Consider the following 12,737-nt stretch of genomic DNA (forward strand, 5'->3'; position numbering starts at 1 on the left):
AAGAACGGCCGGCTCTGGAAGGTGGTCTGCATTCTAGACAGCTTCGCCTGCCGGCGGCATGCCCAATCCCGCTTTCGAAATACACAAACCTGCAATGCGCCCGGCGCGGATACATACGGGTGCCCATCATTCCCGTGCATGGCAACTATCGACCGGAATCCGCGCTGCTGGCTGGAGTTGTGACGATACTGACGATAGAGTCCATTTCACAGTAGTAAGGCGAGGAGTCGCCATGTCCCGCATCATCCGTTTTCACCAGTTCGGCCCGGCCGACGTGTTGCGCTATGAAGAACGCACGATACCCGTTCCCGGGCCCGGTGAGGTGCTCATCGGCGTACGCGCCATCGGCGTCAGCTGGAACGACGTGCTCTGGCGACAGGACCTGGCGCCGCGCCACGCGCGCTTGCCGGCAGGTCTCGGCAGCGAGGTGGCCGGCGAGGTGCTGGCGGTGGGCGAGGGCGTGCAGGGCTTCGGCGTCGGCGACCGGGTGGCAGGCTTCCCGGCGCACGACCTGAACCAGTATCCGCTGTATGCCGAGCATGCCCTGCTGCCGCAACAGGCCCTGGTGCACTACCCCGATACGCTCGGCGCCAGCGAGGCGGCGATCCACTACACGCCGATGCTGGTGAGCTATTTCGCCCTGGTCGAGCTGGCGCAGCTGGAACCCGGCCAGTACGTGCTGGTCAACCAGGCGGCGCACTGTACCGGTCCGGCGGCGGTGCAACTGACCCGGGCGCTGGGCGGGCGGGCCATCGCCACCTGCGACACCGCGGCCGACCGCGACTACCTGCGCGAACTGGGCGCGGACGCGGTGATCGTCACCGAAGAGGAAGACCTGGTCGGGCGCCTGCAGAAGCTCACCGACGGCCGTGGCGTCGAGGTGGTGCTGGATGCCTGCGGCGGTTCGCAGATGAAACTGCTGGGCGACGTGATGGCCCCGCTGGGCAAGCTGATCCTCTACGGCATGAACGGCGGCAACGAGACGGCCCTTCCGGTCTGCGCGGCGTTCAAGAAGAACTTCAAGTTCTTCCTGCACTGCCTGTGCGACTTCACCGGCCAGCCGGAACTGGGCATCGAGCAGAACCGCGAGGCGGTGGAGCGGGCATTGCAGCACATCAACCAACTGACCGCCGACCGCCTGGTCAAGCCGCAGGTCGATCGCCAGTTCCGTTTCGAGCAGGCCGTCGAGGCCCACCAGTACGTGGAAAGCGGCGTCCCGCGCGGCCGCGTCGTGCTGACCCTCGATTGATCCGGCGAGGGCTCGGATCAGGGCCCCTCTCATCGCCCCGTAGAAACTTTTCCGGCGCCCGCCAAGTCCTCCGAAGACAGGTTATTCACCTTGACGGAGGATTTTTGCATGGCCGACGACAACCAGACCCTGCCGCCCCAGGAGCAGCCCGAACCCGGCAAGGAAGGGCTGATGAATCCACGCCCGGCCTATCGCGGCGAGGACTACAAGGCCGCCGGCAAGCTCGAAGGCAAGGTCGCCATCATCACCGGTGGCGACAGCGGCATCGGTCGCTCCGTGGCGGTGCTGTTCGCCCGCGAGGGCGCCGACGTCGCCATTCTGTATCTCGACCAGCATCAGGATGCCGAGCAGACGCGCGAGGTGGTCGAGCAGCAGGGCCGGCGTTGCCTGACGTTCGCCGGCGACGTCGCCGACCGCGACACTTGCCGCAAGGTCGTCGAGGACACCGTCGCCGCTTTCGGCAAGCTCGACATCCTGGTCAACAACGCCGCCGAGCAACACCCGCAGGAGCGCTTCGAGGACGTCAGCCAGGAGCAATGGGAGAAGACCTTTCGTACCAACATCTTCGGCATGTTCCAGATGACCCAGGCCGCGCTGCCCCATCTGCAGGAGGGCGCGGCCATCGTCAACACGACCTCGGTGACCGCCTACAAGGGCAACCCGATGCTGATCGACTACTCGTCCACCAAGGGCGCGATCGTCGGCTTCACCCGCTCGCTGGCGATGCACCTGGCCGAACGCGGCATTCGCGTCAACGGCGTCGCGCCGGGGCCGATATGGACGCCGCTGATCCCTTCCACCTTCGACGCCGACAAGGTGGCCGAATTCGGCGCCAACGTGCCGATGAAGCGCCCCGGACAGCCCGAGGAAGTGGCGCCGGCCTACGTCTACCTGGCCAGCAACGATGCGGCCTACGTCAGCGGCCAGGTGCTGCACGTCAATGGCGGTACGGTGGTCAACGGCTGACCGATTGCCGGGCCGCACGGCGCCCGGCCCCAACGAACGCTGGAGAACGCCCATGCCCCGCACGATCTGGAAAGGCGCCGTCAGTTTCGGTCTGGTACATATCCCGGTGGCGCTGGTACCGGCCACCACCCGCCAGGGCATCGATTTCGACTGGCTGGACAAGCGCAGCATGGACCGGGTCGGCTACAAGCGCATCAACAAGACCACCGGCGAGGACATCGACAGCGAGAACATCGTCAAGGGCGTCGAGTACGAGAAGGGCCATTACATCGTGCTCAGCGATGAAGAGATCAAGGCGGCCCACCCCAAGGCGACCCAGACCGTCGACATCGTCGCGTTCGTCGACGCCAGGGACATTTCCTTTCTCTACATCGACACGCCGTATTACCTGACGCCCGACCGCCGCGGCGAGAAGGTCTACGCGCTGTTGCGCGAAACGCTCATCCAGACCGGCAAGGTCGGTATCGCCAATGTCGTGCTGCGCAACAAGCAGCACCTGGCGGTGGTGATGCCGCTGGGCAAGGCGCTGGTGATGAACACGCTGCGCTGGGCCGACGAGGTACGTGGCGCCGAGTATCTGGAGCTGAAGGAAGAAGCCCTCGATCCGGACCTCGCCGAGCGCGAGCTGGATATGGCCAAGCGTCTGGTCGAGGACATGACCGAGAAATGGAAGCCGGAGCAGTACAAGGACACCTTCCAGGACCAGATCATGGATCTGGTCGAGAAGAAGGCGCGCGAAGGCAAGCTGGAAGCGGTCGGCGGACCGGAGGAAGCGCTGGATCGCCGTTCGGCGGACGTCATCGACCTCACCGAGCTGCTCAAGCGCAGCCTGGCGGCCAAGCCGGGCAAGGCCCGGGCGGCGGGCGAAGAGCAAGCCGACCAGGCCGAAAAGCCCGAAACCAAGGGCAAGACGGCCGGCAAGGCCAAGGCGAGCAAGGCCACCGCTTCGCGAACGCGCAAGGCGCCTGCGACCGGCAGCAAATCGAGCAAGAAGGCCAGCTGATCGAGGTTCCCCATGCCAGCACAGCGCAAGAGCGGCAGTCGGCCGCTGGTGGCCGGCATCGGCATCAGCAACCCGCAGCGGGTGATCGACGCGGCCAGCGGCGCCACCAAGCTGGCGCTCGCCGAGTATTACCTGTCGGTGGCCGGCTGGCTGGTGCCGCAGCTTGCCGGCCGGCCACTGTCGATCGTCCGTGCGCCCGACGGGGTGGACGGTGAAAGCTTTTTCCAGCGCCATTGTGGCCGGCTGAAGATGCCGCACATGCGCCTGCTGGACAAGTCGCTCGATCCCGAGCATGCGCGCCTGATGCAGGCGGACGACATCGCCGCGGTGATCGAGGCGGCACAGATGGGCAGCGTGGAGTTCCACACCTGGAATGCCCGCAGCGACCGGATCGAGCGGCCGGACCGGGTGATCTTCGATCTCGATCCCGATCCCGCGCTGCCCTGGTCGAGCATGGTCGAGGCCACCGAGCTGACGCTGCAGCTGCTGGACGCGCTGGGCCTGCAGGCCTTCCTCAAGACCAGCGGCGGACGCGGCATGCATGTGGTGGTCCCGATCGATCGTCGCCATGACTGGGCGCATGCCCGCCAGTTCGCCCGCGCCCTCACCGAGCGGCTGGCGCGCCAGGCGCCGGCGCTGATCGTCGACAAGATGGGGCCGCAGAACCGCGTCGGGCGAATCTTCGTCGACTACCTGCGCAACCAGAAGGGCGCCAGCACGGTGGCGGCCTATTCGGTCCGTGCCCGCCCGGGGCTGGCCGTCTCGGTGCCGATCGAACGCGACGAGCTGGGACGGATCGAAGGCGCCGCGCAGTGGAACGCCCGCAACCTGCAGCAGCGTCTGGCCGCGCTGCCGGGCGATCCCTGGGCGCGCTACGGCGCGACCCGCCAGAGCCTCGGCCAGGCGCTGCTCAGGCGTCTGAGCCGAGCCTGATACGAACGCCGCTGGGGCCTACATCAGCAGCGCTTCGCTCGTTGCCCGTCCGTCACGCCGCAGGAACCCTCGCTACCGCTCAAAGTCGACCTTATCAGTGGGTCGACCATAGATGACAGGAGATACCGATGTCCGTACGAGTATCCCGGCGACAGTTCCTCAAATTCGGTGCCGCCGGGTTGGGCGCATCGAGCATGGCGATGATGGGGTTCGCCCCGGACCAGGCGCTGGCTTCCGTGCGCCACTTCAAGCTTTCCGGTGCGAAGGTCAGTCGCAATATCTGCACCTACTGTTCCGTCGGTTGTGGAATGCTCCTGTATGCACGAGGCGACGGTGCGATCAACAGCCACGACCACATCTTCCACGTCGAAGGCGACCCGGATCACCCGGTCAGTCGCGGTTCGCTGTGTCCGCGTGGAGCCGGCGTGCTGGACTTCATCAGGAGCGACTCGCGGGTACGCTACCCGCAGGTGCGCGAGCCCGGAACGGATGAGTGGAAGCGCATCAGTTGGGACGATGCGCTCGAACGCATCGTCCGAATGATGAAGGACGACCGTGACCGCAACTTCGAGACCCACGACGAAGAAGGCCATCTGGTCAATCGCTGGATGACCACCGCGATGGTGGCGGCTTCGGCCTGTACCAACGAGACGGCGTACCTGACACAGAAGATCACGCGGGCGCTGGGCATTCTCAAGCTCGACAACCAGGCGCGCGTCTGACACGGACCGACGGTGGCAGGTCTTGCCCCTTCATTCGGTCGCGGTGCCATGACCAACAGCTGGGTCGACATCCGCAACGCCAATATCGTCCTGTCCATGGGCGGGAATTCGGCCGAGGCGCACCCGGTGGGCTTTCGCTGGGTCATGCAGGCCAAGGAACGCAGCGATGCGATCCTGATCTCGATCGATCCGCGCTACAACCGCACCACGGCGGTGGCCGACTATCACGCCTGGATTCGTACCGGCACCGACATCGCCTTCCTCGGCGGGCTGATCAGCTACCTGATCGAGAGCGATCGCTACAACCGCGAGTACGTCGAGGCGTACACCGATGCCGCGCACCTGGTGCGCGAAGGCTTCGAATTCCATGATGGCCTGTTCACCGGCTACGACGAGGCACGCCACCAGTACGACAAGGCCACCTGGAACTTCGATCTCGACGAGCAGGGCTTTGCGCGTCGCGACGAAACGCTGCAGCACCCGCGCTGCGTGTTCCAGCTGATGCGCAGGCATTACAGCCGCTACAGCGTGGAAATGGTCGAGCGGATCTGCGGTATGCCGCAGGCAAAGGTCCTGCAGCTCTGGGATCTGCTCGCGCAGAGCGCCGCGCCGGACAAGACCATGACCATTCTCTATGCCCTGGGCTGGACGCAGCATTCGGTCGGTGCGCAGATGATCCGCACCGGCGCCATGGTGCAACTGCTGCTGGGCAACATGGGCATGCCCGGCGGCGGCGTGAACGCGCTGCGCGGCCACTCCAACATCCAGGGGCTGACCGACATCGGCCTGCTGTCGAACCTGCTGACCGGCTACATGACCCTGCCGGCGGCCGGTGCGCAGGACTACCGGGGCTACATCCAGGAAAAGGTGCGCCAGCCGCTGCTGCCCAACCAGGTCTCGTACTGGAAGTATTACGAGCGCTTCTTCGTCAGCACCATGAAAGCCTTCTACGGCGATGCCGCCACGGTGGAAAACGACTGGTGCTACCACTGGCTGCCCAAGCTCTCCGAGCCGCTGTACGACGTGCTCTACGCGGTCAACGACATGACCAAGGGGACCATGACCGGCGCCATCTGCCAGGGCTTCAACATCCTTGCCGCGTTTCCCAACAAGGCCAAGGTGCTGGACGGGCTGTCCAAGCTGAGATACCTGGTGATCATGGACCCGCTGGCGAACGAGACCGGCGAGTTCTGGAAGAACCACGGCGAGTTCAACGACGTCGACCCGTCGCAGATCCAGACCACCGTGTTCCGCCTGCCGACGTCCTGCTTCGCCGAGGACGACGGTTCGATCACCAATAGCTCGCGCTGGCTGCAATGGCACCACCGCGCCGTGCCGCCGCCGGGCGAGGCGAAGACCGACAACGCCATCCTCGCCGGGTTGTTCCAACGCCTGCAGAAGCTGTACCAGGAGGAGGGCGGCGCCTTCCCCGAGCCGATCCTCAACCTGACCTGGGAGTACAGCGACCCCGCACACCCTGCCGCCGCCGAGCTGGCGCAGGAATACAACGGACGTGCGCTGGCGGATATCGAGGACCAGGGCCGGATCATCCGGCGCAAGGGCGAACTGCTCAACGATTTCGGCGATCTGCGTGCCGACGGCAGCACCTCGTGCGGCTGCTGGATCTACTCCGGTGCCTGGACCGAGCAGGGCAACATGATGGATCGGCGGGACAACTCCGACCCGTACGACATCGGCGTGACCCTCGGTTGGGCCTGGGCCTGGCCGCTGAATCGGCGCATCCTCTACAACCGCGCCTCGGCCCGCCCGGACGGCACGCCGTGGGATCCGAACCGCGCGCTGATCTGGTGGAGCGGCGAGCGCTGGGTCGGCGCCGACGTGCCGGACTATCCCATCGCCGCGGCGCCCGAGGAGGACATCAAGCCGTTCATCCTCAGCGAAAGCGGCACCGGGCATTTCTTCGCCAGCGAGTGGCTGGGCGAGGGGCCATTCCCCGAGCATTACGAGCCGCTGGAATCGCCGATCCCGAACAACCCGCTGCACCCGCAGAATCCCCTGGCGTACCACAACCCGGTAGCCCGCGTATTCGCCGAGGACCGCGACACCTTCGGCACGTTCGAGGAGTTTCCTTACGCGGCGACCACCTATCGGCTCACGGAGCACTTCCACTACTGGACGACCCATGTACTGCTCAACGCCATCGTCCAGCCGGAGAAGTTCGTCGAGATCGGCGAAGTGCTGGCCGGGGAACTGGGCATCGCCGCTGGCGAGAAGGTCAGGGTGCGCTCCAAGCGCGGCCATATCGACGCCGTGGCGGTGGTGACCAAGCGCCTGCGCCCGCTGCAGGTGGACGGGCGCACGGTGCATCAGGTCGGCATCCCGATCCATTGGGGCTTCACCGGCGTGGCGAAGAAGGCGCATCTGACCAACACGCTGACGCCCTTCGTCGGCGACGGCAACACCCAGACCCCGGAATTCAAGTCGTTCCTGGTGAACGTCGAGAAGCTATAGGAGACGCCAGATGCGAGGTGACCAGATCAACCTGCAGAACATCATCGCGCGCTCGGCGACCAACGAGCCTTCGCCGCAGATCCGCTCCGGCGGCGTGGAGCAGGTCACCAAGCTGATCGACGTGTCGGTGTGCATCGGCTGCAAGGCCTGCCAGGTGGCGTGCATGGAGTGGAACGACCTGCGCGACGAGGTGGGCGAATGCGACGGCACCTACAACGCCCCGCAGGACCTCACCCCCTCGTCGTTCGAGGTGATGCGCTTTTCCGAGTACGAGAACGAGGAGGGCGACCTGGAGTGGCTGATCCGCAAGGACAACTGCATGCACTGCGCCGAGCCGGGCTGCCTCAAGGCCTGCCCGTCGCCGGGGGCGATCGTGCAGTACGCCAACGGCATCGTCGATTTCAACTCGGAGCATTGCATCGGCTGCGGTTATTGCGTGGCCGGCTGCCCCTTCGACATCCCGCGAATTTCCAAGAAGGACAACAAGGCCTACAAGTGCACGCTGTGTTCCGACCGCGTCTACCATGGCCTGGAGCCAGCCTGCGTGAAGAGCTGCCCGACCGGCTCGATCCAGTTCGGCACCAAGGAGCAGATGCTCGACTACGGCGCGCACCGGGTCGGCAAGCTCAAGGAGCGCGGCTTCGACAATGCCGGCATCTACGACCCGGCCGGGGTCGGCGGCACCCATGTGGTGTACGTGCTGCAGCATGCCGACAAGCCGGAAATCTACAGCGGCCTGCCGAAGGACCCGCACATCAGCCCGACGGTGGAGCTCTGGAAGGGCGTGACCAAGCCGCTGATGTCCGCGGTACTCGGCGTCTCGGTGCTGGCCGGGTTCTTCCACTACATGACCAAGGGGCCGAAGGAAGAACCCGAGGACGACCCCGATCCGGACCAGGCCGCGGCGGAACGCGAGCAGGACCGGCACGATGAGGAGCGGCGGCCATGAGCCATTCCAACGTACGCAAAGGCATCCTGCGCTACGGTCCCTGGGCCCGCGCCAATCACTGGCTCGTCGCGATCTGCTTCGTGCTGCTCAGCCTGAGCGGGCTGGCGCTGTTCTACCCGGCGTTCTTCGGCCTGACCGCGCTGTTCGGCGGGCCGGAGCCGACCCGCATCGTGCACCCGTACATCGGCGTGTTCATGTCGCTGTTCTTCGTCATTCAGGCGGTGCGCTTCTTCCGTGCCAACCTGTTCCGCCGCCACGATATCCAGTGGGCGCGGCAGATCGGCGACGTGCTGTCCAACCGCGACGAGCGGCTGCCGCCGGTGGGGCAGAACAATGCCGGACAGAAACTGGTGTACTGGATCTTCCTCGCCACGGTGCCGGTCCTGCTGGTGACCGGCGTGGTGCTCTGGCGGCCCTGGGTCGCCAGCGAGATGCCGATCTGGGCGCTGCGCTGGGCCGCGCTGATCCATGCCGTGACGGCGTTCGTCGCGATCCTGACGCTGATCATCCACGTCTATTCGGCCATCTGGGTCAAGGGCTCGATCCGCGCCATGACCCAGGGCCGGGTCAGCCCGGCCTGGGCCAGGCACCATCACCCGCTCTGGTACGAGGAAGTCATGCGCGGCGAGAAACGCGGCGACGAAAGCGCCTTGCCGCACAGCGAGCCTGACAGCGCGGCGACGCAGAGGAATCGACCATGAAGGGCAAGGGCGGCGCGGGCACGCACGAATTCGGCAGCGCGCCGACGACCATCATGGAGCCGCCGCAGGTGGTGCTGCCGGACGAGCAGTTGTTCAGCCGCAGGGCGCTGCGTCTGCGTGAACTGATGGTCATGGTGCCGGCGATGGACGAATTTCTCGACTTCATGGGGCGCCTGGTGCAGGCCCAGCAGCAGATGCTCAGCGGCCGCGAACCGGCCTGGCGGCCGGCGGCGGATGCATTCGAACCGGCGCTGGCGCATGGCATGCCGCCGCTGGGTTTCCAGGCGCTGCGTCGCGACATCGATTGGCAGGCCGACTTGAGCGGCATCCTCGATGCGCTGGAACTGCACGTCGGCCAACGCCAGCGGGAACTGTTGGATGCGCTGCGCAAGAGCAGTGCGGCCGAGCTGGAGGCGATCGCCGACGACGTCTTCGAGCAGCGCCCCGGCAGCGAGGCCACGCGCGGCCTGATGCCGCTGGTGGCCGCGGCCTTGCAGGTCGCCTGGGTGAGGCTGACCCAGGCGCTGCCGAGCGCGCCGCAGCGCCCGAGCGCCGAAGCCAAATTGCTGTGCCCGTGCTGCGGCGCGCCGCCGGTGGCCAGCGTGGTGCACAACGAACCGTACCGCAGCGGCGTGCGCTACCTGCACTGCGCGCTGTGCGCGACGGAATGGCACCTGGAGCGGGTCCGCTGCAGCGCCTGTGAGCGGGGTGGCAAACTGCTCTATCTGGGGCTCGAGGAGGACGGCAAGCCCTTCCTGCCGGTGCAGGCCGAAGCCTGCGGCGAATGCGCGAGCTACCTGAAGATCGTCCTGCGCCAGCTGCAGGGGCGCGCCGACCCGGTCGCCGACGACCTGGCCAGCCTGCCGCTGGACCTGATGCTGGCCGAGGAAGGTCGCTATGCCAGAAGCGGCTACAACCCGTTGCTGATCCTCGATGCCTGAATTCAGGCTTGAGGCTTGAGGCTTGAGGCTTGAGGCTTGAGGCTTGAGGCTTGAGGCGAATCAGTGTGCGGGGCCGTGCTCAACCTCGGTCAAGCGCCTTTCAGCTGCAGCCCATAGCCTGCGGCCCGCAGCCGTTTCAAGCCGTCTGTTCGTCGGTATCCGCCACGGTCTGGTTGCCGTAGGGCGCGCCGGGCTTGTATTCGTCCAGCTCGTCGGCGCAGGGCACCTGCGGCACATCACCGGGCTTGTCGTGAACGATCGGGTCGGGTTGTGGCACATCGGGGCGCGCATGGGTCATCGTCGTCTCCTGCCTGTCCGGGCAACCTGCGGAGTATCGGCTAACGTTCAGAGTTGAGGGGGCATGCGTAGGGTTAGTTCCAGCCTGCTGTCGCCTGAATCAGGCAGGCGACAACCGGACGGCAGCGGTCCTCCAGGGCGCGCTGAGCGACGAATAGCCACAGGTCGTCCTCAGCTGCAACGCGCTTCGTGGAGCACTCCCGCGGGCCCGCACCGGCGCTGAACTTTCCCTGGCCTGCCGGCTCGGAAGAAAGAGCCCGATAAAGCCCCGTCGGGGAGCCGGCGGCCACCTGAGCCGCATGATCGAAACCTGCGAAGACGGGTCGGGCAAGTCGAGTTTTCACGCCTTGCGCTTCAGGAGCCTGTTCGATGAACGATGCACAGCCCCACGCGACGATCCACCCTCGCCTCGAAGAAGCCTTGCAGATGCCCCGCATCGCCATCGAATCCACCCAGCCGGTGGTGGATGCCGGTCGTTTCGCGGCCAAGGCGATCATCGGCCAGCCAGTGGTCGTCGGCAGCAAGATCTTCGCCGACGGCCATGACCAGCTCGCCGCGGCGGTCTGCTGGCGGGAAAAGGGCGAAAGCGGCTGGCGGCGGGCACGGCTCAAGCTGCTTGGCAACGACAGTTGGCAGGGCCAATTCACGCCGACGCAGGTGGCCGAGCACGAATTCGTCATCGAAGCCTGGTGGGACGTGTTCGAGACCTATCGTTACGAGCTGTCGAAAAAGCACGCCGCTGGCGTGCCCGTGCCACTGGAACTGCAGGAAGGCCAGTTGCTGCTGGAGAAGGCCAGTGCGCGCGCGCAGGGCGAAACCCGGGCAATCCTCGACGACCTGCTGCATCGTCTGGGCGCGGCGCATCTGGACGATGAGCGTGTCTCGCTGCTGCTGGCGCAGGAAACGGCGGCGGCGATGGCGGTGGCCGATCCCCGCGAACATTGCACGCAGAGCCCGGTGTTCCCGCTGGACGTGGAGCGGCCGCTGGCGCAGTCCGCCAGCTGGTACGAGCTGTTCCCGCGCTCGGAGACCGACGACCCGAGGCGCCATGGCACCTTCCGCGACGTGCACAAGCGCTTGCCGGCGATTCGCGACATGGGCTTCGACGTCCTGTATTTCCCGCCGATCCATCCCATCGGCCGCAAGCACCGCAAGGGACCGAACAACAGCCTGCAGGCCGGCCCCGACGATCCCGGCAGCCCCTATGCCATCGGCAGCGAGGAGGGCGGGCACGACGCCATCCATCCACAGCTGGGCACGCTGGAGGATTTCCATGAGCTGGTCGCCGCCGCCGCCGAGCATGGCCTGGAGATCGCGCTGGATTTCGCCATCCAGTGTTCGCAGGATCATCCCTGGCTGGACGAACACCCCGGCTGGTTCTCCTGGCGGCCGGACGGCACCATCAAGTACGCCGAGAATCCGCCCAAGAAATACCAGGACATCGTCAACGTCGACTTCTATGCCGAGGACGCCAAGCCCGATCTCTGGCTGGCGTTGCGCGACGTGGTCTGGCATTGGGTGGAGCAGGGCGTGAAGATCTTCCGCGTCGACAATCCGCACACCAAGCCGCTGCCATTCTGGGAGTGGCTGATCGCCGACATCCGCGAGCGCGACCGCGACGTGATGTTCCTCTCCGAGGCCTTCACCCGCCCGGCGATGATGGCCCGGCTGGGCAAGGTCGGCTTCAACCAGAGCTACACCTATTTCACCTGGCGCAACACCAAGGCCGAACTCAGCGAATACCTCGGCGAGCTGAACGAGCCGCCGTTGCGCGATTGCTACCGGCCGAACTTCTTCGTCAACACGCCGGACATCAATCCGTTCTTCCTGCAGGACTCCGGCCGCGCCGGCTTTCTCATCCGCGCCGCGCTGGCGACCACGGGCTCCGGATTGTGGGGCATGTACTCGGGTTTCGAGCTGTGCGAAGCGGCTGCGGTCCCAGGCAAGGAGGAATACCTGGACTCGGAGAAATACCAGCTGCGCCCGCGCGACTACCACGCGCCGGGCAACATCATCGCCGAGATCGCCCAGCTCAACCGCATCCGCCGGCAGAACCCGGCGCTGCAGACCCACCTGGGCTTCAAGCCCTACCTGGCCTGGAACGACAACATCCTCTACTTCGGCAAGCGCACCGCGGACCTGACCAACTTCATCCTGGTCGCCATCAGCCTCGATCCGCACAACGCCCAGGAAGCGCATTTCGAGCTGCCGCTGTGGGAACTGGGGCTGCCGGATAGCGCCCATACCCAGGGCGAGGACCTGATGAACGGGCATCGCTGGACCTGGTACGGCAAGACCCAATGGATGCGTATCGAGCCCTGGCACCTGCCGTTCGGGATCTGGCGGCTGACTGTCCAGCAGGTCGATCCAGACCTAAAGTAGATTCTAGGATAGAAATATTAGTCGTTATTAATCATATGGTTATATCGATTATCTGAAGTATTTTCGAATAGCGGGCAAGCGACCTTCAGCCCGAAGATCAAACGGAGCCCCGGCGCCGCAAA

At 65.8% G+C, this 12,737-nt stretch carries 10 protein-coding genes; 9 read left to right on the top strand and 1 reads right to left on the bottom strand.

What is annotated here, in order from left to right; translation table 11 throughout:
* Positions 1-232 precede the first annotated feature (232 nt).
* The 8 genes from IN820_RS21485 (at position 233) to fdhE (ending at position 9,936) form a co-directional block, all read left to right on the top strand.
* Positions 233-1,249, top strand: a complete 1,017-nt coding sequence (locus IN820_RS21485; RefSeq protein WP_193682924.1) for a zinc-dependent alcohol dehydrogenase family protein — start codon at positions 233-235, stop codon at positions 1,247-1,249.
* Between the two features lie 108 nt (positions 1,250-1,357).
* The gene (locus IN820_RS21490; protein WP_193682925.1) at positions 1,358-2,215 is read left to right on the top strand and encodes an SDR family oxidoreductase; all 858 of its coding nucleotides are present in this window, start codon (positions 1,358-1,360) and stop codon (positions 2,213-2,215) included.
* Positions 2,216-2,267: 52 nt separating this feature from the next.
* Positions 2,268-3,218, top strand: a complete 951-nt coding sequence (gene ku, locus IN820_RS21495; RefSeq protein ID WP_193682926.1) for a non-homologous end joining protein Ku — start codon at positions 2,268-2,270, stop codon at positions 3,216-3,218.
* A 12-nt stretch (positions 3,219-3,230) separates the two neighbouring features.
* Entirely contained in the window at positions 3,231-4,151 is a 921-nt protein-coding gene (ligD, locus tag IN820_RS21500) for a non-homologous end-joining DNA ligase (protein WP_193682927.1), read from the top strand.
* A 128-nt stretch (positions 4,152-4,279) separates the two neighbouring features.
* Complete coding sequence (gene fdnG, locus IN820_RS21505) at positions 4,280-7,345, top strand: formate dehydrogenase-N subunit alpha (protein WP_193682928.1); 3,066 nt, start codon at positions 4,280-4,282, stop codon at positions 7,343-7,345.
* A gap of 10 nt (positions 7,346-7,355) precedes the next feature.
* The gene (gene fdxH, locus IN820_RS21510; RefSeq protein ID WP_193682929.1) at positions 7,356-8,294 is read left to right on the top strand and encodes a formate dehydrogenase subunit beta; all 939 of its coding nucleotides are present in this window, start codon (positions 7,356-7,358) and stop codon (positions 8,292-8,294) included.
* Entirely contained in the window at positions 8,291-8,995 is a 705-nt protein-coding gene (locus tag IN820_RS21515; RefSeq protein ID WP_193682930.1) for a formate dehydrogenase subunit gamma, read from the top strand. Before fdxH ends, IN820_RS21515 begins: the two co-directional genes overlap by 4 nt.
* Positions 8,992-9,936 (top strand): formate dehydrogenase accessory protein FdhE, encoded by a 945-nt coding sequence (fdhE, locus tag IN820_RS21520; RefSeq protein WP_193682931.1) that lies wholly within the window; start codon positions 8,992-8,994, stop codon positions 9,934-9,936. Before IN820_RS21515 ends, fdhE begins: the two co-directional genes overlap by 4 nt.
* 136 nt (positions 9,937-10,072) lie before the next feature.
* Here the strand turns inward: fdhE and IN820_RS21525 are convergent, their stop codons facing one another.
* Complete coding sequence (locus tag IN820_RS21525; RefSeq protein WP_193682932.1) at positions 10,073-10,234, bottom strand: hypothetical protein; 162 nt, start codon at positions 10,232-10,234, stop codon at positions 10,073-10,075.
* A 368-nt stretch (positions 10,235-10,602) separates the two neighbouring features.
* On the opposite strand from IN820_RS21525, the gene IN820_RS21530 reads away from it, so the two are divergent.
* Positions 10,603-12,615 (top strand): alpha-1,4-glucan--maltose-1-phosphate maltosyltransferase, encoded by a 2,013-nt coding sequence (locus IN820_RS21530; RefSeq protein ID WP_193682933.1) that lies wholly within the window; start codon positions 10,603-10,605, stop codon positions 12,613-12,615.
* Positions 12,616-12,737: the final 122 nt, after the last annotated feature.

This window comes from Pseudomonas lopnurensis, assembly GCF_015070855.1.
GTDB classification, from domain to species: Bacteria; Pseudomonadota; Gammaproteobacteria; order Pseudomonadales; family Pseudomonadaceae; genus Stutzerimonas; species Stutzerimonas lopnurensis.